Annotated in this window: 18 protein-coding genes and 2 pseudogenes; 8 read left to right on the forward strand and 12 right to left on the reverse strand. The window is 38.0% G+C overall.

What is annotated here, in order from left to right; all coding sequences use genetic code 11:
* Window positions 1-24 precede the first annotated feature (24 nt).
* From trwL (ACFILN_RS04595) to ACFILN_RS04620, 6 genes are all read right to left on the reverse strand, one after another.
* Window positions 25-336 carry a VirB2 family type IV secretion system major pilin TrwL gene (gene trwL / locus ACFILN_RS04595; RefSeq protein ID WP_375654617.1) on the reverse strand — a complete coding sequence of 104 codons (312 nt, stop codon included), beginning with the start codon at window positions 334-336 and terminating at the stop codon, window positions 25-27.
* 140 nt (window positions 337-476) lie between these two features.
* Entirely contained in the window at window positions 477-794 is a 318-nt protein-coding gene (gene trwL / locus ACFILN_RS04600) for a VirB2 family type IV secretion system major pilin TrwL (protein ID WP_273790538.1), read from the reverse strand.
* Window positions 795-930: 136 nt separating this feature from the next.
* Complete coding sequence (trwL, locus tag ACFILN_RS04605; RefSeq protein ID WP_273790537.1) at window positions 931-1,248, reverse strand: VirB2 family type IV secretion system major pilin TrwL; 318 nt, start codon at window positions 1,246-1,248, stop codon at window positions 931-933.
* Window positions 1,211-1,510: a KorA family transcriptional regulator gene (gene korA / locus ACFILN_RS04610; protein WP_375630977.1), complete on the reverse strand. Its 300-nt coding sequence runs from the start codon at window positions 1,508-1,510 to the stop codon at window positions 1,211-1,213. The genes trwL (ACFILN_RS04605) and korA overlap by 38 nt, the downstream gene beginning before the upstream one ends.
* Before the next feature lie 124 nt (window positions 1,511-1,634).
* On the reverse strand, window positions 1,635-2,258 hold the full coding sequence (locus ACFILN_RS04615; protein ID WP_375670980.1) for a TrwN protein: 624 nt from the start codon (window positions 2,256-2,258) through the stop codon (window positions 1,635-1,637).
* On the reverse strand, window positions 2,258-2,872 hold the full coding sequence (locus ACFILN_RS04620) for a hypothetical protein (protein WP_375670982.1): 615 nt from the start codon (window positions 2,870-2,872) through the stop codon (window positions 2,258-2,260). The genes ACFILN_RS04615 and ACFILN_RS04620 overlap by 1 nt, the downstream gene beginning before the upstream one ends.
* 128 nt (window positions 2,873-3,000) lie before the next feature.
* On the opposite strand from ACFILN_RS04620, the gene ACFILN_RS04625 reads away from it, so the two are divergent.
* Window positions 3,001-3,288, forward strand: coding sequence for an H-NS family nucleoid-associated regulatory protein (locus tag ACFILN_RS04625; RefSeq protein WP_015857007.1), 288 nt, complete (start codon window positions 3,001-3,003; stop codon window positions 3,286-3,288).
* A gap of 1,571 nt (window positions 3,289-4,859) precedes the next feature.
* On the opposite strand, the gene ACFILN_RS04630 is transcribed toward ACFILN_RS04625, so the two are convergent.
* Entirely contained in the window at window positions 4,860-6,137 is a 1,278-nt protein-coding gene (locus ACFILN_RS04630) for a ubiquinone biosynthesis hydroxylase (RefSeq protein ID WP_375658026.1), read from the reverse strand.
* A gap of 734 nt (window positions 6,138-6,871) precedes the next feature.
* Between ACFILN_RS04630 and ACFILN_RS04635 the strand changes: the two genes are divergently transcribed.
* From ACFILN_RS04635 to ACFILN_RS04665, 7 genes and pseudogenes are all read left to right on the forward strand, one after another.
* Window positions 6,872-9,313: a DNA translocase FtsK 4TM domain-containing protein gene (locus tag ACFILN_RS04635; RefSeq protein WP_375643239.1), complete on the forward strand. Its 2,442-nt coding sequence runs from the start codon at window positions 6,872-6,874 to the stop codon at window positions 9,311-9,313.
* A 722-nt stretch (window positions 9,314-10,035) separates the two neighbouring features.
* A pseudogene (locus tag ACFILN_RS04640) lies at window positions 10,036-10,294 on the forward strand (DNA translocase FtsK); the annotation flags it as partial.
* A 121-nt stretch (window positions 10,295-10,415) separates the two neighbouring features.
* On the forward strand, window positions 10,416-11,024 hold the full coding sequence (locus tag ACFILN_RS04645) for an outer-membrane lipoprotein carrier protein LolA (RefSeq protein WP_273790530.1): 609 nt from the start codon (window positions 10,416-10,418) through the stop codon (window positions 11,022-11,024).
* 33 nt (window positions 11,025-11,057) lie between these two features.
* On the forward strand, window positions 11,058-11,873 hold the full coding sequence (locus tag ACFILN_RS04650; RefSeq protein ID WP_273790529.1) for an exodeoxyribonuclease III: 816 nt from the start codon (window positions 11,058-11,060) through the stop codon (window positions 11,871-11,873).
* Between the two features lie 61 nt (window positions 11,874-11,934).
* On the forward strand, window positions 11,935-13,416 hold the full coding sequence (locus tag ACFILN_RS04655; protein WP_375670984.1) for an efflux transporter outer membrane subunit: 1,482 nt from the start codon (window positions 11,935-11,937) through the stop codon (window positions 13,414-13,416).
* The gene (locus tag ACFILN_RS04660) at window positions 13,413-14,639 is read left to right on the forward strand and encodes an efflux RND transporter periplasmic adaptor subunit (RefSeq protein WP_273790527.1); all 1,227 of its coding nucleotides are present in this window, start codon (window positions 13,413-13,415) and stop codon (window positions 14,637-14,639) included. Before ACFILN_RS04655 ends, ACFILN_RS04660 begins: the two co-directional genes overlap by 4 nt.
* A 3-nt stretch (window positions 14,640-14,642) precedes the next feature.
* The gene (locus ACFILN_RS04665; RefSeq protein WP_273790526.1) at window positions 14,643-16,631 is read left to right on the forward strand and encodes a MacB family efflux pump subunit; all 1,989 of its coding nucleotides are present in this window, start codon (window positions 14,643-14,645) and stop codon (window positions 16,629-16,631) included.
* A gap of 1,160 nt (window positions 16,632-17,791) precedes the next feature.
* Here the strand turns inward: ACFILN_RS04665 and ACFILN_RS04670 are convergent.
* From ACFILN_RS04670 to acs, 5 genes and pseudogenes are all read right to left on the reverse strand, one after another.
* A pseudogene (locus ACFILN_RS04670) lies at window positions 17,792-18,014 on the reverse strand (Arm DNA-binding domain-containing protein); the annotation flags it as partial.
* Window positions 18,015-19,254: 1,240 nt separating this feature from the next.
* Window positions 19,255-19,920, reverse strand: a complete 666-nt coding sequence (locus tag ACFILN_RS04675; protein ID WP_375637555.1) for a YdcF family protein — start codon at window positions 19,918-19,920, stop codon at window positions 19,255-19,257.
* A gap of 4 nt (window positions 19,921-19,924) precedes the next feature.
* Window positions 19,925-20,878 carry an ABC transporter permease gene (locus ACFILN_RS04680; protein ID WP_273790524.1) on the reverse strand — a complete coding sequence of 318 codons (954 nt, stop codon included), beginning with the start codon at window positions 20,876-20,878 and terminating at the stop codon, window positions 19,925-19,927.
* Window positions 20,871-21,530, reverse strand: a complete 660-nt coding sequence (ftsE, locus tag ACFILN_RS04685; protein ID WP_273723097.1) for a cell division ATP-binding protein FtsE — start codon at window positions 21,528-21,530, stop codon at window positions 20,871-20,873. The genes ACFILN_RS04680 and ftsE overlap by 8 nt, the downstream gene beginning before the upstream one ends.
* A gap of 535 nt (window positions 21,531-22,065) precedes the next feature.
* Complete coding sequence (gene acs / locus ACFILN_RS04690; RefSeq protein ID WP_375637556.1) at window positions 22,066-24,009, reverse strand: acetate--CoA ligase; 1,944 nt, start codon at window positions 24,007-24,009, stop codon at window positions 22,066-22,068.
* Window positions 24,010-25,722 lie beyond the last annotated feature (1,713 nt).

Genomic DNA, 25,722 nt, shown 5'->3' on the forward strand with positions numbered 1-25,722 from the left:
ACTGCATGACTTTAATAGTCATTTTCATGGGCTTTGGAACAACATTTTAGCAAGTTCAGCTGCTGAACCAGCGATAACGACCCCGATTGCCCACCGTACAAATGTATCTTTTCCGATGTAGCGCCCTGCATAACCAATTGCTAAGCACAAAAGTATCACAGCAGCAGCAATAGGGATAAGTAGCTTTAAGTCATCTCGGAGTTTTTCTAAAGCACCTTTTGCAGTTGTTAATTGTTGAGCATATACAGGATTGGCCATAAAAAATACAGTTAAAGCTGCAGAGATTGCCGTAATTTTATTATTATCGTTCAATTGAAAATTGATTAATTTTTTCATATTGTTCAACCTTATCACATTGTATTAGGCGTAAGTAGTTTTCCCATAAAATTAAGGAATAATTTTATTGATGTGCAATAAAAGTATTAAAGTCTAAAATTCTTTTTTCACGAATAAATATTTCGTATTTAATATATTTATCAGTTCGGTTTAAATAATAAACCAGCAAGTTCAGCTGCTGAACCAGCGATAACGACACCAATTGCCCACCGTACAAATGTGTCTTTTCCGATGTAGCGCCCTGCATAACCAATTGCTAAGCACAAAAGTATAACGGCAGCAGCAATGGGGATAATATCTTTCAAGTCTTTTTGGAGCGCTTTTAAAGCGTTGTCTGCAGGAGTTAAAACTACTGCTTGGGCTAACACAGGGTTGGCCATAAAAAATACAGTTAAAGCTGCAGAGACTTTAGTAGTTTTATTTCTAATTATTGTTTGAAGGGTATTTGATTGTTTCATATTATTTATCTCAATTTAGATTACAGTTAGTATAAATAATTTCTTTTTTCGATATAGTTTTTATTGTGCTAAATAAAAACACAGAAATCTAATCTTCTTATTTCCTGAAAGAAATATTTTATGTCTAAAATATTTATCAGTTTGGTTTAAATAATAAATTGGCAAGTTCAGCTGCTGAACCAGCGATAACGACCCCGATTGCCCATCGTACGAATGTATCTTTTCCGATATAGCGCCCTGCATAAGCAATTGCTAAGCACAAAAGTATTACGGCAGCAGCAAGAGGGATAATCGCTTTTAAATCTTTTTGGAGTTCCTCTAAAGCTTTTTTTGCAGTACTTAAACCTGCTGCTTGGACACATGTAGGATTTGTCATAAAAAACACAGTTAAAGCTGCAGAAAATGCAGCAATTTTATTACGAGCTGTTGTGTGAAGAATATTTAATTGTTTCATGTCCTTTATCCTGATTAAGATTAAAACTCCCACAAATGACCCCTCGTTCATGAAGAAACTTAAAAAGATATTTTGGATCAGCCCAAGTTCTTAGTTTTCCTCTTTGTGTAAGTAACGTATATTTATTTGGCTTTCCGGTGATTGGATCGTCGGAAATAAACGTGAAATACCATTCTCTTTCTGAAAGCATCACGACTGTAATCTCACGTGCTGCTTTTTGACTAAATGCTATATCAACGCTGTTTTGTTCTATCATTTTCATTATCTTTGCCCTCAACTAGAAGAGATTTTGTTCAATCTTACTAATTAGAGCTTTAACATTTTCTTATCTACCTTTCATTATAATATCCTATCAAATTTCTGGAGTTTCGTGAAAATATCAGTCCTCACTCTAGCAATCTTCTCGATGAAGAAAAATCTTCAGCTGAAAAAGCATCGCGGGCGCTACTTTCTTTATGTGTAAATGCATCTTCTTCTCCTTTTGAAGAGAGAGGAAGAGAATCTACTTTAGTTGTCTGTTCTGGTTCTTCTTTTTTAAGTTTTACAGGCTCCTGCAAGTCTTCATTTCCTCGTACAGCAGCTTTTACTCCAATATATGAAGTAACTTTTTGCATACGGGTGTGGCTTGAGTTTTCTGTATTGTAAAAATTCAGCACAGACTGTAAAGTCGCTTTTTCAAAGACGCACTTTGATGTTGTTTGTTCATAGCAGTAAGTTAAAGCGCTTTGTGCAGCTGTAAGATTTCTGCAAAAATCAAATGCATCAAAAAGAGAAAACAATTTCACATTTCCAACACCAATTTGCCCTAAAATTATGTTAAAATTATGTTCACTCTGTTCAGCTGTTGCGATTGTTTCCTTAAGCTGAGATGATTGATAGAACAAGTTATCTTTATCATCTGTTACATAGACATTGTCCCGCGCTTCTTGTTCGGCAACAACTGAAAATGCTATGGGGGGCGTATTGGATATGTATGCAGCAGCAAAAAATGTGAAATCTGGAACAATCATTAGCAATACACCTTATTACGAAGAATTTTATTAATACAAATGCTAATTCTTTGTGGTGCTTTTTCTCGTTGTCTTTTGATTTTATAAATTTGCAGAATGAGATTGTTTAGCTTAGAATATTCCTTGTGATTATTGCTTTGTTCTCTTCTAAGAAGATTTCTAATATATGCGAATATCCAACCAACGAGATAAAAGTGTTGAATAAAACAGAGCACATTACGCCAACCAATATTATTGGAATCACGAAAAAAGGCGCTGCTTTTAAAAAATAATAATCTTTGATACTGTATTGAAGCTGCTTGTTTTATATAATTCTCTAGTTGCAAAAATCTTTTCAAAAAAAAATTATACGAAGTAAAAAGCCATTGTGTGTAAGGGGAGGTTTTACTGTTATAATGAACTACACTATCATTATACAGAGAGGGCTTGTTCTTTGTTGCGTATTGCCATAATTTATAGAGTGACGATTTATATTTACTTTTGACTACTGATTCATGAGAGTCAGAGAGGTGTGATGGTGTTTGAGCACTGCATTTAGTAGTTCCAGTAATTGAACTGAAAAAAGATGCAGTGGTGGTGGTTGATATACCAATAAACAGTTCTTTGTGGCTCAAAGCACATCTCCGTCAAAGTGATATATGTATCGTAATTTTAATTTCGATAATAAATGGACAGAAATTGTCTATAATTGTGTTTAAAATATGGCAAAAAGAAATTCTTTTTTGCAAGGGGAGTAATTAAGGTGAATGATCTCAAGAATATGAATTTTGATGAGCTACAAGAGATGCGTACACAAATCGATGTGGAATTAAAAAAACGGCAAGCAAAGGAAAAGCAAAATGCGCGACGAAAAATTCTTGAAATTGCTAATGCCCATGGAATTGATATCGCTGATCTTGTGAGCAAAGAGCGCCATTATAGAAATCCCAATAACCAATGGGAATTATGGAATGGGCGTGGACGTAGACCTAAGTGGATTAAAGAGTGGTTGGAGAATGGGTATACACTTGATGAACTCGAAGTAACGTAACACGTGTGCGATATTTACAAGATAAGGGAATACTAAGGAATGTAAATGCAAGAAGTATGCTCTTTTGGGTAATTTGATTGTATAAACATACTGAACAAATATATTAAAGTATTGAGTTACCAAATACGACAATAGGGAGCGTGAACAAATTTATTTAAATGCAAAAGGTTTTGTTGTCATAATCTGGCAAGCATAATGATGATGCCAGGTTGAAATATTGTAATTGCTTTTGGCATTTGAGAGAGGGGGATATTTTACTTCTTTTTATCGTTTCATTAACGTTGCTCTTTTTAGTCTATGTAAATAAAGAGTTTTATTGATTATTTACAAAAATGGTCGAAATGAGAATAATTTATTGCATAGGGATTTTAACTCAATATGTAAAATGATAATTTTATCAATTAATATGTTAATAAATTAGCGTACTTATATTTTTGAAATACTGTTCTGTAGAACAAGCCTGATGTTATAGATTTTGTTTGGGCTTTTTTCTGTAAGATTATATATGAGGCATTTACTTTATTTATCGTTAGTTGAGATGAGTGAGTGTGTAGAAAATGGAAAATTTCTATGGCTGTTATGGGGTTTATAGAATTTATGACATATTTCTGAGCGTTTGTGATTAAAATTCATTTATGAGCGTTTATGAATAATGAATAAAGAGTGTATTTGAAAATAAAAGGATTGGATCATTTCTATTGCGGTTTATCTTCTTTTATGGTGTGAAATAGGGGGGGTATGCAGGTTTACAATTGTGTGTGATGGTATAGAGTGCGGAACACTTTGTTATATATCGGAATATTTTTTCTAAAATTGTGTGGTATTCCACAATAAGTTAAAGGGTTTGTCTGAGAAACAGAATGCCCCAAACGGAATGCATTTGTGTTTCCAATTTACGCGCTTTTTTAAAAGAAAAATTTTTCAATGCAACTAAGCTTATTTTATGGCGCTTCTCGTGAATAGTATAACGTAAAAGCCCCTATGATCATATAAAATTCATTGTACACCACCATTTTTACTTCAATAAAAAGTATAAGCCGGCGTCCTTATACACTTTACTCGCCTCCAATATTGCTAAAGTCCTTAGTTCTTGAGAGAGGGAGGCTTTTGTCGCTTTGTTTAATTGTTTTTATTTATACGACACTTTCGCTTGTGATGTGCAAGCGAATGATTTTGATTGCTTCAACATGTAGAGAGATTTGAAATAAGGGTATTTTATGATCTTTAGATTTCTCACTCAATATGAGAACAATGAACTTATTATTATAAATAAAAGTGTTGTGTGCTAAAAAGTCTTGTTTATTTTATTATGCCGTGAAATGGCTTCTTTTAAAGTGTGGTGATATAAAGCAACAACCTCTTTGAGACATTAAACGTTTTTTTCAGTGCGTAGTGAATATTCTCATAATGTAGCTTGCTTGTCGAGTCTTATGTTGAGTGAAATATGGGAGGAGGAAGTCAAGAAAAAATTACTCGACAGGAATCCGGTTTGTAAACAGATTGGATGAGATAGGAATTTTTTGTTCTTTGAAGGAGGAAGGCAAAGGTTGTAAAATAGTATGAATTTTTTCTTAAAGTGGGAAGCCGTGTAGAAGACGTGGGGCATTTGGAGTGAGTCCGGCAGCTTCTTGAATGAAGTATTTTTTTATTTTTGGCGCTTGATTAATGATTCCAAGGCCGGTATCGCGGAGCATCCGTAAAAGAAGGCTATCATTAGAAAAGAGTTTATTAAGCCAATCATTGCTTAAAGCCATACGGACAATTTCAAAACGTCTCCAGCTTTGATAGCGCTCTAAAGCCGTGAGGGAGCCAATGTCAAGACCTAGTCGTGCTGTTTCAATAATCACTTCAGCGAGGGCAGCGCTATCGCGTAATCCTAAATTGAGTCCTTGTCCTGCAATGGGGTGGATGGTATGGGCGGCATCGCCAACGAGAGCAAAACGTGGTTTAACGCATTGACGTGTTAAAGAAAGACTCAAAGGAAAAGCTTGACGTTCGCCATCCCAAGAGAGTTTGCCTAACCGATGGCCAATGCGTCTTTCGAGTTCTGTTTCAAAAATAAGTGCATCAGCTTTGAGATAATATTGCGCAGTTTTATGATCTTCATTCCACACAATGGCGGATCGGTTGCCTTTGAGAGGGAGAAGAGCAAAAGGACCGGCAGGTAAAAAATGTTGAATTGCTTGACCATTATGGGGTTTTTCATGTTCAACTGTGCAGATGATTGCTGTTTGTTTATAGGGATGAGAAAAATTTTTCAGACCAGCTTTTTGGCGTAATTTCGAATGGGCTCCGTCAGCTGCAATAAGCAATTTTGTTTGCCAAACCTCTTCATTATTTAAAGTGACGGTTGTATGTTGGTGTTCTTGATGAAAATCAATGACACGCGTGTTTGTAATAACAGGGATATTGAGATCTTTGACACGTTTTTTTAGAGTGTTGATGAGTTCTCTATGCTCTACCATAGCAGCAAAGGGCTCACCGGGGGTAATGTCGCCTTCAAAGGTTAAAAGGGTGGGTTTGACAGGATCACTAGTGCTTGCATCTGTGATGATCATTGAATGAATGGGTTGCGCATAGGGTTTTATAGGTTCCCAACATTGTAATTGTTTTAACATACGAATAGAAGCAGCAGCAAGGGCAATGGTTCGTATGTTAGAAGCAGGGGTATCTCCTTGTGGAGCAGCATCAACGATTTTTATTTTCAGAGTAGGGGCTGTTTGCTTGAGTGCTATCGCTAGGGTTAAACCGACAGCTGCCCCCCCTGCAATGAGCAGATCACATTGTTTAGTTTTATGAGATTTAATTTTTTTATTGGGTTGTACGTCTTTATTGCGATTAGAACACACAATACTTCTTCCATTGTTTATAGTTTGCTTTCTTTTAAAAAGAATATCTTTTTACATTGCCTAAAATATCTTAACTTTTACTTTTCTCTCTGCTTTACAAAAACGAGGTTTCTTTTTGGCGCCAATCTGATGACAGATTGGTTTTTCAGAGTTTTTCTGCTTAATCATTTATGTGATTCATCTTACAGATTTATCGGATAAGCTTTTTTGAATATCTTCTTCAATTCTTTTTACACTTGGTTGATAAAAAAGAAAACTAAAAATAAACAAAGATGGTCATGTATTTTTTAAGTTGTGTGAGTTACTTCAGTATGCCTGTCCTGAAGGGGGACATTTCGTTAGTATGATAGATAAAAAATTGTGTTCATTCGTGATGGTTAAAACAGTATTCATATTTTGCCGTTATCATGATGTAGCGTAAAAAACATCATCTGTTTAGGAAGGTGTCTATAGGACCCATGTAACACTTTACACATGAGGTGTTTTTTGGTTGATCGTGTGATAAATATCTCAGGGAGAGCTTTTTATGCGCCTTATGAAGGATTGTCTCTTAGGGTGGTGGTATATGAATGATATGAAGTGGTTAGAAGGTAGAACGCGCTAGATAAGAAGTCGGATTGTTTACAGGCTATTTGTTTACAAATCGGCACAGAGTTTAAGCTTCATCCTTTTTTAAGAGAGAGAGGGAGTTATAACTCTTTAAAATATGAAATTTTTGTATTTGGAATTGATAGATGCACCGAAGTTCTTCTCCTTATGATTCATTAGAAGTGCGAAATTCTCAAGGTTCGCGTCTTATTGAGATGTTTTTACGTCAGATAGGGGTATTTATTGGGCTTGGGCTTTTGGGCTTTATTATTTTTTGTGTGTTTGCTTTGGCGACGTGGAATGTTGCGGATCCATCTTTAACCCATGCAAGTACAAATGAGGTTACAAACCTTATGGGGTGGATGGGGGCAATTTTTTCAGATTTTATTATGCAGTTTTTTGGCTTGGCAAGTCTTTCTGTTTTGTTGCCACCGTTATTTTGGTCTTTTCTCTTGTTGGCGCAAAAGAATATCTACAATTTGACTTTGCGCTTTTTTTTATGGGTGCTATCAACGATTTGTTTTTTAATTGCTTTTGCCCTTATGTCACCTGTTGCTTCTTTTACTTATTGGCCATTGCCAATGGGATTGGGAGGGGTTTTAGGAGATAAAGTTTTAAGTGTTGCTTCTTCAGTCTTTCCTCTTTTTCTTTCTCCTCCTTACACGGTGTTTTTCAGTGTTGTTTTTATTCTTTTAGGTTTTTTCACCGCTGCTTTTGCTGGTAATGTGATATGGCGGCGTCGAACAAAGAAAAGAAAAGAAAAAAGCATTCCAAAAGACGAAATCGTTAATCCAGTCTTTGAGTTGGAAGAAGATACGGAATATGCCGCAGAGGAGGATCGTGAAAATCATGGTTTTTTTGCGACAACTTGTGGCGCTCTTTTGCATCTTTTTTATTTTTTACAAGCGCGTTTTTTTCGTTTATTCTGTTTCAAAAGGCGTTTTCAGAGTAAAGGGCAAGGAAAGCCATTTGATCGGATTGAGCCAACTTTTTTGGGTGAAAAAGTAAAGTGTGAGAAAAATCAAAATAAAGCCTATGTTTCTCCTGTTAAAAATCGAAAGTCTTTAACAGCTTCTTCAAATGGTGGTTTTGTTCTTCCTCTTGTAGATTATCTTTCGGTTCCACCACCGTCTGTTAGGGATGCAAAACTTTCTCCTGCTGTTTTAAGAGCAAATTCTCAGGAACTTGAAGGGGTTTTGTTAGATTTTGGGGTCAAAGGAAAAATTATAGATGCTTGTCCTGGACCGGTAGTAACTTTGTATGAATTTGAACCGGCTGCAGGCATTAAGTCTTCCCGTATCATTGGTTTGGCAGATGATATTGCACGCTCGATGCGTGCGATTTCGGCGCGTGTTGCGGTGGTTCCAGGACGTAATGTTATTGGAATAGAATTGCCTAATGCAAAGCGTGAGATGGTTTATTTACGAGAAATGTTGCAGGCGCAAGAATTTATTGACAGCAAAGCAAAGCTAGGACTTGCTTTGGGTAAGACAATCGGAGGAGAAGCTGTTGTTGCAGATTTAGCAAAAATGCCCCATCTTTTGGTTGCTGGTACAACAGGATCAGGAAAGTCTGTTGCTATCAATACAATGATTTTATCATTGCTTTATCGTATGACACCTGAACAATGTCGTCTCATTATGGTGGACCCGAAAATGCTTGAGCTTTCGGTTTATGATGGCATTCCCCATTTATTAACACCCGTGGTGACAGATCCTAAAAAAGCCGTGATTGCTTTAAAGTGGGCTGTTCGTGAAATGGAAGAGCGCTATAGTAAAATGTCAAAACTAGGCGTTCGTAATATTGATGGGTTTAATGCACGTCTTAGGGAAGCTGCAAGTCAGGGAGAGACAATGGTGCGGACAATTCAAGTTGGATTTGATCGCGAGACCGGTGAGCCTCTTTATGAAACGGAAACACTTGATTTTAGTCCTATGCCCTATATTGTTGTCATTATTGATGAAATGGCTGATTTGATGATGGTTGCTGGGAAAGATATTGAAGGAGCGGTTCAACGTTTAGCACAAATGGCACGTGCTGCCGGTATCCATGTAATTATGGCGACACAGCGTCCTTCCGTCGATGTTATTACCGGGACGATCAAAGCCAATTTTCCTACACGCATTTCTTTTTCTGTGAGTTCCAAAATTGATAGCCGAACAATTTTAGGCGAACAGGGGGCCGAGCAATTATTGGGACAAGGAGATATGCTCTTTATGATGGGAGGAGGACGTATTCAGCGTGTGCATGGGCCTTTTGTTGCGGATGATGAAGTGGAGCAGGTTGTTGCGCATCTCAAAGAGCAAGCACGACCTGATTATTTAGAAACAATTACGCAAGAAGTTGAAGAGGATGGTGCTGATGTTTCTTTGTCTTCTCCTTCAGAAGATGATCCCTATAGTCAAGCTGTTGCTATTGTGCTTCGTGATCGTAAGGCTTCAACCTCTTATATTCAACGCCGTTTAGGCATTGGTTATAACCGCGCTGCGACATTGATTGAGAGGATGGAAGAAGAAGGTATTATTAGTCCAGCAAATCACGCAGGGAAACGAGAAATTTTAGTGCCTGCTGAAGAAGAACGCTTTTGAAAAATATTTATAGTTGTTTTTTATAATACCTTGTAAAACAAGTGTTTATCCTATTGTATCGTAGAAAGTCTGCATTTTCATATACCAGCTCTCAATTTGCGATAGCTCCTTGGTACTTGAGACTCCTTATAAGGGGATTCTTTATCTTATATAACTTTTATCCATACACCAACCTTGCTTGTAACGTGCAAGCAAATGATTTGAATTGATTCAATATGAGAGAGTATGTGATGAGAGAATCTTATTGTCTTTGGCGTTATGATTTAAGTTAAAAAGATAAATTATTATAAATCAATATCTTGGTATAAAATAATGTCATTGCGAGTGTAGAGGGGGTAAAAGCATGTAAGGTTTGGTATTTAAGTGTCTTTTTAAGTGCGCTCTAAATATTTAGGGCAAGGCTGATCTGTCGAGTCTTAATATAAATGAATTATATGGGGTGGGAAGCTAAGTGAAATTTGCTAAACTCCAAACTGTTTACAGAGTGGTTCGGATGAAGATTTTTATTCTTTTGGGTGGGAAGGAAGTCAAAAAAGCATTTTTGACACTTAAAAGAGCTTTCAGGTTCGCGAGTAATATGTTTAGTCCTTAATCCATTATGTATTGACTATAATTTATGTTGCTTCATAGATTAGGGGTGGGAAAGAATATATTATGCGTTTAGAAAATCAGCAGAAAAGCAGGAAATTTTGATGATTTCGGAAACATAAACGCAGACTGGTTATTTGGAAACGATACCGAAAGAGATCGCAAGAAATAAAGAGGGATGTTTCTTTAGCAGATGATTCCTATTGTCAAGCTGTTGCTATTGTGCTTCGTGATCGTAAGGCTTCGACTTCTTATATTCAATGTCGTTTAGGCATTGGTTATAACTGTGCTACAACATTGATTGAAAGGATGGAAGAAGAAGGCATCATTAGTCCAGTAAATGATATGGGTAAGCAAAAAGTTTTGGAGGCTGTCGAAGAAGAATACTCTTGAAAATCTTTTGATAGTTTTTTCAAACGATATCTTTATCTTATAAAGATAGGTATTTATTCGTCGTTGATCACTTAAGTTATGAATTATAAAGTTAATTAAGTATTGCTTGGGAGCATTTTTTATGAAAACGTCTTTTTTACCGCAAAGAAGAATCTTTGGGTTGGTGGGAATTATTATCTTTTGGTGTTTAACTTTTCCTGTTTTTTCGCAAGTATCTAATAAAGTGATAAAGGCGCAAAATGTTGTGAATCACTTTGCGGCAATCAAAACAATGACAGGTGATTTTATTCAGTTTAGTCCAAAGGGAAAAATGTCTCAGGGGACATTTTATTTAGAGCGTCCAGGGAAAATTCGTTTCATTTACAAAAAAATGCCTTTACAAATTATTGCAGATGGCCAATTTGTGGGTATTAACAATCGGGCTTTGAATACTTGGAACTTTTCACAACTTTCGCAAACGCCAATGAAGTTTTTGTTGGATGATAAAATTGATGTATCTTCTGGGCGCTTGTTGGCATTTCGCGAAGATCCAGGGGCTGTGACGATTGTTCTGCGTGATAAAACGATTGGGGCAGGGCAAATAAGGATGGTTTTTGATTCTAAAGGCTCTGCTTTGCGGCAGTGGACAATTGTTGACCAACAAAATTTGGAAACTACTGTGCAGGTTATGAATGTGCGGACAGACGTCCGGTTCGCTAATGGGATGTTCACGCTTCCTTCGAAGAAATGAAGAAAGAGTGTTACGTTATTTGGATTAAAACAAATGTTCTTTCGTATTGCGACTTGGAATATTAATTCTATTCGTTTGCGTCTTGCACAGGTTTTTCAGTATTTGGAACTCTTTTCCGCAGATGTTTTGTGTCTACAGGAAACAAAATGTCCAGATGCTTTATTTCCAGTGGAGGCTTTTGAAGCAGCGGGTTATAAGCATATCGCATTGAGTGGACAAAAATCTTATAACGGGGTGGCTATTGTTTCTCGTTTGCCTTTTAAAAAGGTAGAAAAACGTTTTTTTTGTCAAAACCAAGATTGCCGGTATATCTCAGTTATTGTGGAAGCCCATGGGAGAAGCTTGCGGATTCATAATTTTTATGTTCCTGCTGGGGGAGATATCCCTGATGCTGATGTGAATGAAAAATTTCGTCATAAGCTTGATTTTTTAGAAGAAATGTCTTCCATTCGTGCGGATCACGGCGATGGTCTTTCTTCTCTTTTGGTGGGAGATTTAAATATTGCTCCTTTGGCAGAGGATGTTTGGTCTCATCAGCAATTGTTGAAGGTTGTAAGCCATACTCCCATTGAAACCGAGCGTTTACAGGATTTGTGTTGTCAAGGTGGATGGGTTGATCTGATGCGGTTGCATATTCCTGTTCCTACCAAGCTTTATACATGGTGGAGTTATCGTGCTCGCGATTGGGCATTTACCGATTATGGGCGGCGGCTTGATCATGTTTGGTCTTCTCAAGATTTAGCACCTTTTGTTGTAGATCTTTCTATTTTTCGTGATGCGCGCGGATGGGAACGTCCTTCAGATCATATTCCTGTGCAAACTGTATTTGATTTTTCACGTCAAGTTTGAAATAAGAGGTAAATAAAGTATTAATATTAAATAATGATTCTGAAAGAATGCGGGAGACTGGATGTATATCAGAAATCTCAAATGGGGCGCTTCTCGTGGATTATTTTCTAGTGTCTTGTTGTGTTTGCTTTTGTCAGGATGTATGGTTGGTCCTAATTACCAGAAAACATCTTTTCGTGTTCCAGCAGTTTGGGGAGAAAAATCTGCACAGACTGCAGGGCAGTCCATTGCGCTTGCCGGATGGTGGCGGCATTTGAATGACCCTGTTCTAGATGCGTTAATGGATTATGCTATTTCTGGAAATAATAATGTTGCTGTTGCCAAAGCTCGGGTACGTGAGGCGCGTGCAGGTTTAGGGCAGGTTGTGGGAACTCTTTTGCCAAATGTGTCCAATTCAATTTCAGGAACCCGTAGTCGTTCTGGACAGTCTGATGCATTGTTAAACCAGTATAGTAGTGGTTTTGATGCAAGCTGGGAGCTGGATTTTTTTGGTGGGCATAAACGTGCGGTTGAAGCAGCGCGTTATGGCCTTGATGCGGCTGTGGAAGATATGCGTGCTACCATGGTGACATTACTAGGAGATGTGGCAACAAATTATGTGCAAATGCGTGGTTGGCAACAAAAGTTGTTTATTGTGCGGCAAATTGCTGTCTCACAACGTAAAACTTATGAACTGATGCGCGCTAGATTAACAGCTGGTGATGTCTCTGAGCTTGATGTTTCAAATGCGCAAGCGCAAATGGCAAATACAGAGGCAGATATATCACAGATGGAAGCGAATGTAGCAATGAGCGTTCATCGCCTCTCTGTCTTAACTGGTCGTGTGCCTACGGCATTGAAGGATCTTTTACAAAAAAATGCTAAGCATGCAAAGATTCCACAACCACGCTGGCCGATACCAGCAGGAATTCCAGCTGATATTTTGTTAACACGTCCGGATTTACGACGGGCAGAGCGTCAATATGCGCAAGCGACAGCACGGATTGGTCAACGTGAAGCAGATCGTTATCCATCACTTACTTTAACAGGTAATATTTCAACAGCAGCAACGGCAATTGATCAATTATGGAAAAATTCAACGATTGGCTGGTCTTTTGGACCTGGTCTTCGTTTTCCTCTTTTTAATGGAGGTCAGGTCGAGGCTTCTATTGCGGTAGCGCGCGCGCAGCGTGATCAAGCTTTTATTACTTATCGAGCTGCTGTGTTGGAAGCTTTAGAAGATGTAGAAAATGCGCTTGTAAGATTAACGAAGGAACATCAACGCTTAGAAAAGCTAATCGTTGCGAATAAAGCTTCTCTTCATTCCTTAAAACTTTCACGGAGCCTTTTTGAGAATGGAAATACTAGTTTTCTTGAATTGTTAAATGCTGATCGCTCTTATTATTCTGCACAAATGGCGCTTAAAGATAGCCGTGTTTCTTTGGTTACGCAATATATCACGTTGATGAAAGCATTGGGGGGAGGCTGGGATGGCGTTGTTGATGTATCGCGTCCAGAAGTCGTTGATAATGCACCTCGTTCGCGTGCAAAGGTAGGGAAATGAAAAAAAACTTACTCAAAAATTTCATTACAAAACATAAAAAACTTTCCTTCTTTTTAACTGCTATATTTCTCATTCTCTTGTTGTTATGGTTACGTTCTGTTTTTTTTGGAACATCTACTCCAACTTATATAACAGCGGTGGTGAAGCGTGGGGATATTGAGGAAAGTGTTTTAGCTTCTGGTCTTGTACGTCCTTACCGGTTGGTGGCTGTTGGTGCGCGTGCAACAGGGCGTGTGGTGTCAATGCGTGTTTCCCCTGGGAGTGTTGTGAAAGAAGGCGATCTCTTGGCAGAAATTGATCCTACAGATCAGGAAAATGATTTAAAAAGAAAAAAAGCAGCATTATCGCATTATTATGCGAATTTGGTAGAACAAGAAGCCTATCTTTCTCTTGCACAGAAAAATTTAGAGCGTCAGAAAAAAATGATCGAAACACGTGCGATTTCACGGGCGAACCTCGATGAGGCTGCGACACAGGTGAAAATACGCGAGGCGCAAATTGAACAACTTCGTCAGCAGATTGTGCAAGCACAAATTGATGTGGAGAGTGCAGAGGTTAATTTAGGTTATACACGCATCACTGCCCCTTCAGCGGGAACGGTTTTGGCAACAGTTGTGGAAGAAGGGCAGAATGTGAATGCGGTTCAGTCGGCGCCAACAATTGTTATTTTGGGTGATTTATCAAAGATGACGATCAAGGCGCAAATCTCAGAAGCAGATATTCTTAAAGTCCGAGCTGGACAACCACTTTATTTTACAGTTTTAGGTAATTCACAGCGTCGTTATGAAGGCGTTTTAGAAAAAGTAGAGCCGGCTCCTGAAGCAATTCGTGCTGATGTGAGTATTAATCCTGGTATGGTGAGTGGTTCTAGTGCTTTAATATCATCGGCTATCTATTACAATGGAATTCTACATGTTGATAATGCGGACAATTTTTTGCGAACCTATATGACTGCTCAAGTTCATATTATCTTAGGGCGCGCGCAGAATGTCTTGTTGGTTCCAAGTGATGCTTTACGCGATGAGACAAGAGAGCGTAAAGCATGGGTTTCTGTTTTGGTGGGGGAAAATAAGGTGGTTACTAAACAGGTGAGTGTTGGGTTGAATAATAAGGTTATGGCGGAGATTATTTCAGGACTTAACGAGGGTGATGTCGTCATCACCAGTTCGTCTGATGGAGTGATGCCAGAGTCTTCTAACATGCATAGCGAAGACGAGAGTTAAAGCATGAGCACAAATCAAGCAGATGCTGTCTTCGTCTTGGAAAATATTGTGCGCAAATTTCCTGCGGGCGAAACGTTTGTTACCGTTTTGAAAAACATCAATCTTACCATTAAACGTGGTGAAATGGTGGCAATTGTAGGTGCTTCCGGTTCAGGTAAATCTACCTTGATGAATATTTTAGGCTGTCTTGATCGTCCAACTTCTGGCCGTTATTGGATCTCTGGTAAAGAAACAGCTTCTCTTTCTGCGGATGAATTGTCGGCTTTACGACGTAATCATTTTGGTTTTATTTTTCAGCGCTACCATTTGTTGAATGAATTGACAGCTCTTGGTAATGTTGAAATTCCGGCTATTTATGCGGGATGTGCCGTGGAAGCAAGAAAAAAGCGTGCACAGGATCTTTTAACGCGTTTGGGCATGGGTGATCGGATAAATCATCGTCCAAATCAGCTTTCCGGTGGTCAGCAACAACGTGTTTCTATTGCTCGGGCGCTCATGAATAATGCGGAGGTCATTCTTGCAGATGAACCAACTGGTGCATTGGACAAAAAGAGTGGGCAAGAAGTATTGCATATTTTGGATGAACTTCATCAAGAAGGGCGTACTATTATCATTGTAACCCATGATATGCAGGTGGCTGAAAGAGCAGAGCGTATTATCGAAATCAGTGATGGGGAAATTATTGCTGATAAGCGGTCAAGGGTTGCAAAAACAAAAGTTGGTAGAAAATCTCTTCAGGAACAACAAAATCTAAAAGGCCAACAAAAACTGGGCTTTTTTCGTTCTTTTTTTGAGCGATTCCGTGAGGCGTTTGTGATGGCTCTGTTGGCAATGAATGCACATCGTATGCGGACTTTTCTAACAATGCTTGGGGTGATTATCGGTATTGGGGCGATTATTGCTATGGTGGCTTTAGGGAATGGTACACGAGAGAAAATTCTGGAAAATTTTAAAAGTTTGGGTACTAATACATTAACCATTTTTCCTGGTAAAAGTTTTTCTGATCCACAAGCAGAAAAAATAACCAGTTTGGTTGAAGCTGATGCAGAAGCCTTGTCTGGATTACCTTATGTTTCTGGTGTAACACCACAGATTTCAGCAAGCTCGAAAGTGCGTTTTGGTGCAGTTGAAGTTAATGCCGTCATTGCGGGGGTGGGAGAACAATTTTTTCAGACACAGGGGCTCAAAGTTTTCAAAGGACAGTTTTTTGATCAAAAAAGTGTCCATGATCGGGCGGTTGATCTCGTGATCGAGAAAGAAGCATTGTCTGTTCTTTTCCCCCATAGCTATGAAAGCCCCCTTGGAAAGGTGGTGCATGTGGGGAATGTTCCAGCGCGTATTATTGGTGTTGTTGATTCGCAAAATAATGCAAGTGGAGATACATCAAATACGTTACAGCTTTATTTGCCCTATACAACAGTGCAGACACGTTTTCTTGGCACAACAGAAGTTCGTGCAATTACTGTTAGAATTGCTGATGATATTGATTCACATTTAGCGGAGACCATGATAAAACGTTTTCTCATTATGCGGCATGGCGGGGAGGACTTTTTCATTAGAAATTCTGAATTCTTCCGTGAACGTGTTATGGAGAGTACAAATATTTTAACACTTTTAATTTCTTCAATTGCAGCTATTTCCCTGATTGTGGGGGGTATTGGGGTGATGAATATTATGTTGGTCACTGTTTCTGAGCGGATCAATGAAATCGGCGTGCGTATGGCAGTTGGTGCACGGCAAAGTGATATTTTACAGCAATTTCTCATTGAAGCGATTTTGGTTTGTGTGATTGGTGGTGGTTTGGGGATCTTGCTTGGGCTTTCTATCGGTGGCTTATTTCTTCTGTTTAAGGCGCCTATCCATTTGGTTTATACTATTGAATCGATCATTATGTCTCTTACTTTTTCAACACTCATTGGAATATGTTTTGGCTTTTCTCCAGCGCGGCAAGCTTCACGGCTTGACCCTGTTGTCGCTCTTTCACGCGATTAAGCTTTATCAATTGGGTCATGTTTGTTCGTGATGCTTTCCACTTGGATGAAGCTTTTATGAAGCGAAACATGAATGGGAAAAGTTTGGCATTATTTGCTGCTCTATTTTAGAAAACGCTTTGTTTATTAAGTGGAGCGTACCCTAGAGGTGAACGTTTCTTATAGCAGACTACATCATGTGAGATATGATAGGCATATAAGCCTTCTTGAGGCATTAAATGTTTTGAGAATGCATGATGAATATTTTTAAATCTTTCTTGTCGAGTCTTATGGAAGTAAATCCTGTTAAGGAGAAGTTAAATGGAACCCGTTAGAGTGAGATTGCTTGCAGACTGAATTTTGTTAAAAATCTTCGCCTTCTGAGATGTGAAGAGGAGGACAAATGAAATATACTGCGCGACGATTCTTAAGATTTAACCTAAAAAGAGGCGGGGGAAGTGAATAGTATATCTGCTAACAAACAAAAGAACAAAAAAGAAGGTTGATGCCAAAAACAGCTTAAACCTCCATTCTTCCAAAAAAAAATGAACTGGTATCGAGATAGCTGAGCAGTTTAAGAGGTTTCGTTTAGTCTTTTTAAGATTTTTGGAAAAGAGGTTATGAGGATTTCTCACTTTTAGTTTTGCAGAGGGTGGTGCAAATTATAGGTGTTTAGGTTTATGCAAATAAATAATGATCATGCTCAGGTTTTAAAATGTGACCTAAGATACAGCCGTTTTCTGTTCCTTTATGCGAGTAACTTAGCTTTCTTTAGAATATTTTGTTTAAGGCACCGCTTTTTTCTGCCTTATCTCATGATTTTGGAGCTGAAGGATAAACAAGCCATTTGAGTTTCTAGGGTAAGGATGCCGTCAGATACTCGGTAGGGGGCGTGATCTTAAGAACTAATACCGTGAAACGCGGGTTTGATTTAATGGTTTTGGTGAGGAAGACAAAAAGTTTGAGAGGCGGATAGCTTCTTATTTTGAATGATGTATGAATGAAAAGGGCTTTCATTTATTGAAAAAGAATAAGCTCATATTCAGCAGGTGTGAGATGAAGTAAGAGAACATCGTAATACCAAGCTGCAGTTATGCTGCTAAAGAACATAATGGCGCTAGTGATGAGCAATGGTATGTCTAGTTGGTATGGTGGTTATTCTTCCTCCTGCTACAAGTCCGATACAGAGCGCCATTGGTTTGCACATTCACGGGCTTGTTTTAAAGAGACATCTCTTAAGGCACCCAATCCCATTTCACGACGGCGCTCGTGAATGGTACAACGGTAAATCCATTGAGCACCTCCATCTTTACGCTTATGAAGTAACAAGCCGGCACCATCATTATATTTGCCAGCTCGTGGGTGTTGCGATAGACCTTGCATTAAGACGGTTCATAAGAGCCATTTTTAGTCATTTCTTGTACAGTTTTTATCCACACACTCATCCCGCTTGTGATGTGCAAGCGGGTGGTTTTGATTGATTCAATAGAGAACAGATTTGAAATGAGAGAATCTGATGATATTGAGAGCTCTCATTCAAGTTGTAGCGTAATAAAATTTCATTATAAATCAATATGTTGTATGTAATAAAGCACCTTAGGCAGTGAGGTCACTAAAATTATGACGCATGAGCTTTAGCGGCAGTGATGAATATTCTCAGGCAGGGGTTTTCTTGTCGAGCTTTATGTGAGTAAATCATATAAATGGGGAAGCTGAGAGGAACCTGTCCAGAGAAAGTGAACTGTTTACAAATCGTTGCTGATAGGAATCATCGTCCTTTGAGATGTTGAGAGGAAATCACAATTCTTATGAAATCTGTCTTTTGAGGTGTTCTGATATTGAAGTGAGCAGGTGGAACGCGTTAGACAAGAAGCTGAGTTATTATTGTTTACAGATCAATAGAGTTTAAAAATTTTCGTTCTTTTTTGGGGAGGAAACCAGACAAAAAGTGATCTTAGAGAGCAAAATGATTTCAAAAAAGATTGCGATAAAAAACGTGAGGTATTCGTAGCGGTGTGCGTTTTTAGCTTATTCCTATCTGTGATCTAAAATGCTCTTAAGAAGATGCTTTTTAGAATAAGAGATTGTTACTAATATATTGACTTATAATGATAGTTTAACATTCTCTCTGTTGAATGAGAAATCTAATTATTATAAATTTTCTCATTTTAAATCTATTAAAATTATTTTTTTGCATGTCATACGAGGTTGGTATGTTCGTGTTTAAGAAAGGCGTAATGCATGCCTCTTACCAATCATCCCAAGAGGCTTGAGCTATCGTAATACTTGGGGGCGGCAAAATATAGGGTGGGCGGTTTGTATTTTTATGAAGCGTAAAGACGGTGGTATAAATAGATCTCTATAACAAGTCTGAAGATCTTATAGTTGTCTGGGGGCTCTATTTACAAGAGCTTATATATTGAGATGGCATGTACAGATCCCGTGCTGTGAGATATGTTTGGGATGTAAGAGATGTTTTGGGTGAATGTGCAATACAGTGATACATGTATTGTGGGGTGTTCTGTGTTGTATGAAGGTAGCTCTGTCGAGCTTTTATAGAAGCAACCTCTTGTGGAAGAGTATGAGAGAAAGGTATGAAGAGGTCAGAAGATGGCAAGGTTTTTAAAAAGTCAGAAGGATAAAGATTAGAATGCGGTTCTGATATAGACTTGGAGCGTTTTAATATATTGGAATATGAGAATGCGGATTTGATTGATCTGTTGTATTGCGCTTTCAGCATTGTGCTTTTTAACAGGATAGGCAATGAAATGGATATCAGGCATTAAATATTTAAGTTCTCGCATCGAGCGCCACACATGGTAATCATGGGTGACGATATAAAGGGTTTTATAGTGGTGTTTTTTGATCCAATCGGCGCTTTCTTTAGCATTTCCTCTGGTGTTAATCGCTTGATGCCCGATGTCAATACAACAGGAGATAAGCCGTCGGGTAATATGCATGTTATGCATGAGACTTTTCAGGTTGGTTGTGGTATTTACACCACTGATGAGGAGACGTGAACCAAGCCCCCTTTGTAAGAGATTAAGTCCTGTCTCTATTCGGTTTTCTCCGCCTGTCAGCACAATGATGGCATCAGCTTTGGGGAGAGGCTGTGGGGGAGAAAGTCGTTCAGTTTTTTCAGAAAAAATAATAAAACCGCTCCAGAAAATGAAAACAATGATTGAAAGAGTAAGGGTTGTCGGTGGAAAATAGCGAAATAAAAAGCGGGGAGACCAACTATAGTGGAGCCGTTTTGGAAGAGGACGTTCTAAATTGTTTTGCGTCAATGAGTTGTAAGTGTTGTGAGTCATAAAATTAAAATAAACCGTTTTCACATTGATCGATTTTTTTCAGTTGTGTTAAAATAGTCATGCGGTTTGTAAGGGTGGTAAGAAAAGAAACGAAAATAATAAGAAAAATGATTTTTCCGTAAGGAATGGAACTTATGGAAAGATGTCCAAATAAAGCTGTTATTTGGCTAGCTTCCACTCTTCCCAAGTTATAATTTGTCCAGAGACAAAAGGCTGAAAACAGAAATATGCTTGTAAGACCACCATATAAAGAACCACGCAGCGCGGTTTTAAAAAAATGCCAGTCAAATTGGCGAGCAATGAAAAGAGTTTCAGTACCAAGGAAATATAAGACATTGATAATATGTGTATTTTCTGCCAATGCATTGCGGGTGGCAAAAATGATGGTGAGGATAAGAGAGCCTAGAACCAATGCTAAAATTGAAAAACCAATGAAAACAGTGGTGTGTGCCATGGTCGCAAAACGATGAACCCAAACACGGTGATCATCAAATTGACCTCCTGGAATTTGGGTTTTAATGGCGTGATTAATGGCTGCAAAATTGATTTTTTCATCCCCATTCAGGGTCACAATGATGAGGCGGGGAAGGGGTAGTTCATTGACATTGAAGCCTGTTCCAAGCCATGGCTCCAGTAACTTTTCTGTAGCTTTTTGGTCAACAATTTTTGCATCTTGTACACCAGAAAATGTTTTAACCAATTGTACGGCATCACGGAGTGCTTTGTTGATATCAACATTGTCAATGGGACGTATTTGTATTGTTGCTTCATAGCTAATCTGATTACTCCAATTTTGGGCAGCATGTTGGACTAAATCAACACCGATTAAGGTGAGGCTTGAAAGAAATGTCATAATAGCAATTACGGCAACCAATGCTTTTCCAGAAATATTACCACTGGGAATAATCGCTGTTGTATTTTTTTTATTGCTTGTAAAAATGGGGAAAGACTTATTCATGAATCGTCATCCGTCCGTTATGGAGAAGCATACGCCGTGCTGCAACTTGTTCCATTAAGGCAATATCATGGGTGGCAATGATAACAGCCGTTCCAAAACGGTTTAATTCAATAAACAAACGGAGGAGGCGTTTTGCCAAGGGCGGATCGACATTTCCAGTCGGTTCATCGGCAAGTAGAATTTCAGGTTGATCAATGAGTGCGCGTGCAATGGCTACCCTTTGTTTTTCCCCACCGGAAAGAACAGGTGGTAAAACATGAATATGATCTCCAAGACCTACCCAACAGAGAAGATCTTCCACTTCACTGCGATAGGTTGCTTCTTCTTGTCCTTTAATGCGTAAAGGTAAGGAGACATTTTCATAAGTGGTCATGTGGTCGAGTAAACGAAAATCTTGAAAAACCACACCGATACGTTGTCGCAGCGCAGGGAGCTCTTGTCGTTTGAGTAATGCTGTGTCTGTTCCAAAGAGATCAATATGACCGCGGGTGGGTTTGAGTGCCAAAAACATAAGACGCATCAGCGACGTTTTCCCTGCTCCAGAGGCACCTGTGAGAAATTGAAATGATCCAGGAGGAATATGAAAGCTAATATCACGAAGGACCTCAGGGCCCATTCCATAGCGTAGGCCGACATTTTCAAAATGAATCACTTTTTATTATTACTCCTGATTTTATATTGCATCATTTATTCTAAGAACTCTTACTTTCATTGCTTTAGATTTTTGTTGTAAGCTTGTTTATTTTAGATTTCATGGTTTTCAATATTTTTTATACACCCTCGTTATCGATAAATATTTTTGCTCAAGAATATTATCACTTATACTTTCTTTTTTTAGCTTTATTTATGATTTTAGCAGGAATTTCAAAGGGATTCTAGCATAAACATCAGAACTATTTTTCCTTCTTACTCAGAGGCTTTTTTTGCATTGAGTGGACATTGGGTGATTTTAAAAAGCTATGTTGCTCTTTTTATCTTACTTTCTTATTCTTGTTCGCATCCCAATCTTGAGGTTTTTGCTTAAATTATTTCTTACCTGTTATGAAAAAAAGCGTTTGTTGTTAGAATGATTGAGCTTCTCATGCATTGTTTTGTTTTTTATTCTCCTTGGTGGTTTTCGTAATAATGCTGAGATAATTTTAGCAAAAAAAACAAAAACCACCGTATGTTGTATTGCGTCGTGTTTTTTAGTTTTGTCGGTTGGCAATCAGATCTTCAACAACTTGTGGTTCGGCAAGGGTTGAAATATCTCCGAGAGTATCAAAATCGTTTTCAGCGATTTTTCGTAAAATACGTCTCATAATTTTCCCTGATCGTGTTTTGGGAAGCTGCGGAGCAAACTGAATTTTATCCAATATGGCAATAGAGCCTATTTCTTGTCTCACATGCTTGATAAGGTCTTTTTGCAATTCTTCACTTGGCTCTGTTCCTTCCATGAGAGTCACAAAACTATAAATTCCTTGTCCTTTAATGGGATGCGGGTAACCCACAATAGCTGCTTCTGATACAGCGGGATGAGAAACAAGAGCTGATTCAATTTCAGCAGTTCCTAACCTGTGCCCCGAGACATTGAGAATGTCATCAACTCGTCCTGTGATCCAATAATAACCGTCGCTATCGCGCCTACAGCTATCGCCTGAAAAATATTTTCCTTTATAGGAGGAAAAATAAGTTTGAATAAAGCGTTCATGATCCTTATAAAGTGTGCGCATTTGTCCGGGCCATGAATCACTGATACAAAGATTGCCTTCTGCTTCACCTTCTAAAACATTGCCTTGGGCATCAACAATTTGGGGTTGAACACCAAAAAAAGGACGTGTGGCCGATCCTGCTTTGAGGGGTGTTGCACCGGGCAAGGGCGTGATCATATGCCCTCCTGTTTCCGTTTGCCACCATGTATCGAGAATCGGACAACGGTCATTTCCAATTATATGATAAAACCATTCCCATGCTTCTGGATTAATCGGTTCTCCTACCGTGCCTAAGAGACGCAACGATGTTCTGTTTGAGTGTTCAACAAACGAATTTCCTGCTCCCATTAAGGCGCGGATAGCTGTTGGTGCTGTATAGAGCGTATTGACTTGGTGTTTGTCGACAATTTCCCAGAATCTGCCTTTGTCAGGAAAGGTTGGTGTGCCTTCAAACATTAAAGTGGTCGCACCATTGCATAAAGGTCCATAAACCAAGTAAGAATGACCGGTTATCCAACCAATGTCAGCCGTGCACCAGTAAACTTCATTGGGGTGGTAATCAAAAACATATTGGTGAGTCATCGAGGCAAAAACAAGATAGCCCGCTGTGGTATGCAAAACACCTTTAGGTTTGCCTGTTGAGCCTGAAGTATAAAGAATAAAAAGTGGATCTTCAGCATTCATTGGTTCTGGTGGACAAGCTGTTTTGGCATGAGCTATCTCTTCGTGGTACCAAAAATCACGCCCCTCTACCCATTGAATGGGTCCACAAGTTCGCCGTATAACCATGACTTGGTCCACCTGCACGTTTTGGCGCGCGGCTATCTCAATGGCATGATCAACATTGTCTTTTAAGTTGATCCGTTTGCTGCCACGCAAGCCTTGATCAGCGGTAATAATGAAGGTTGATTCACAATCGACAAGGCGTCCTGCTATTGCCTCAGCAGAAAAGCCAGCAAAAATAACCGAATGAATAGCTCCAATGCGAGCACAAGCAAGCATAGCATAGGCTGCTTCGGGTACCATGGGGAGATAAATGGTTACTTTATCGCCTTTCTTAATGCCACGGCTTTTCAAAAGATTAGCAAAACGACAAACATGTTCATAAAGCTCGTTATAGGTTATTTTTTTATCATGATAAGGATTATCTCCTTCCCAAATGAGCGCGATTTTGTCTCCATGGATTTTCAGGTGGCGATCAATGCAATTATAGGTAACATTTGTTATCCCATCTTCGTACCATTGAATGGAGACATCTCCGTTAAAAGAAGTGTTTTTTACTTTTGTAAAAGGTTTAAACCATTCAATGCGTTGACCATGTTTTGCCCAGAAGCTTTCTGGATCATCGATGCTTTCTCGATACCATTGTTGATAAGTTTCCTCATCGAGTAAAGTATTTTTTTTGATCTCTTCTGATACTGGATAGATTTTTTCAGTCATGTTTCCCTCTTTTTATTGTTTTGAAAATCTGCCTCTGTATTTTTGTATGGTTATATTTGTGGCAGAGTTTTCCCAAAAGCTTTTCATTGTGAGGTTAGACTAAATGACAAAGATTAGAATAGTCAATTTTTAAATCTGATACGTTTTTCTTAAAAAGGTATTTTATGCTTTTAGGATATTTAAATGTGGCAAAGTCTATTGCGGTATAGAGCCTTTTATAAACGCACAAAGGCATTAAAAAATATCATATAAAAAGGGAGATGAAGGTGCTTTATTGATTATCGCTTTAAATGTTTTTTATTTTGTATTCCCTTATTCAAATAAGAATAAGTTCATTAATAATTAATTAAACCAAAATATCAAAAATAATGAAAAGAATTACTGTATATAAAGTTTATTTTATAGTTACTTTCCAAATGTAACTACCATTTTTAAAAACCAATAGCATATAATAGGGATAAAGACAATGAGAATACAAAACATTCTTACGATTTCATAACAAATATTCATTATAAAAAAAATTCTGATTATAAGATGTGATCCACAATAGATATCTCTGAAAATTATTTTATCCACAGATGTAGATATTTAATTTGGTATATTCTTACAAATATACTTACAAAATTATTTAACTTCAGAGAGATATCTTTGTCGCTATATGACCGAATGTGCTGCATGAACCAAAAATATTAATTCTCCTTAATTATCTACATTAAAAGTAGTATCATAATGATACATTTCAAATGGCTATCATGTATTTTTAGAAAAATGTCAAAGATAAATTTTAAAAATAACAATAAAAATACTGTATAAATAATATCTATACTATGTATACATGAAATCTTCTTCTTAAGAAGATAATAATATTATTTGCAATATTTTAAAATATAAGAAATATCCCCTGTTTTTCCTTAATTAAAGTTTAAAATTAGAAAAATTAGGCATATGAAAAGTTGAAGTTTTTCTCTTTGTTTACGAGATCGACAAAGGAATAATGATAAAGGAATATCGTTATTGAAATCGTTCTCATTTCCATTGTTTTGCGTGCATGTATTATGCGCATATGCACGGGATTCGTTCTTTTATTTTTCAGGCGAATATTGACCGTATGTTATGCTTTGTAGAGCATGGAAAGCCTCTATGCTATCGTTGACCTTATAGATTGCTATCATGTTGTTTAGCGCGGTTCTTGGTGCTCTATTGAGCATTTGAGATGTTTATTTTGCTCAAGTGACTTACATGAAAGAGTTTTGTTACTGTATTATGTAACCATAAGCCTCTTTTTGTCTGCTTTATGCCATTGGCATGTGGGGAAATTGTTTACGCGTGTTGGAGAAGTTAAGAGAATTCATGATTTTCAATGGAAATCATTGCGATGATCTTATTCAATATTCTTTTGCAATTATTTATTTCGCGACAGTTTTTTCATTCATGCGCAACGCCCCTCTTATCATTTTGCCTTTATATAAGGATTTATTTTTTATATTGCTTTTGCTGGAGAGGCGGTCAGAGGGGAGTAAAGTAGAGCCAATGTGCGAGAATATGAGAGCCAAATTGCAATGCTATCTTGAAGCTATTGTACGTGTTGTGGATGTGCCGGTGAGAAATTTGAGAAACCAGCTTTTTTGCTTATCCTGCTAACAGGATGAAAGAGGGACTGGAATCTTTTTTGCTAGAATTGCTCTTTTATTGATATTGAAGGAAATATTTTTT

Origin of the sequence: Bartonella sp. CL434QHHD (assembly GCF_042195145.1) — a bacterium.
GTDB lineage: Bacteria > Pseudomonadota > Alphaproteobacteria > Rhizobiales > Rhizobiaceae > Bartonella.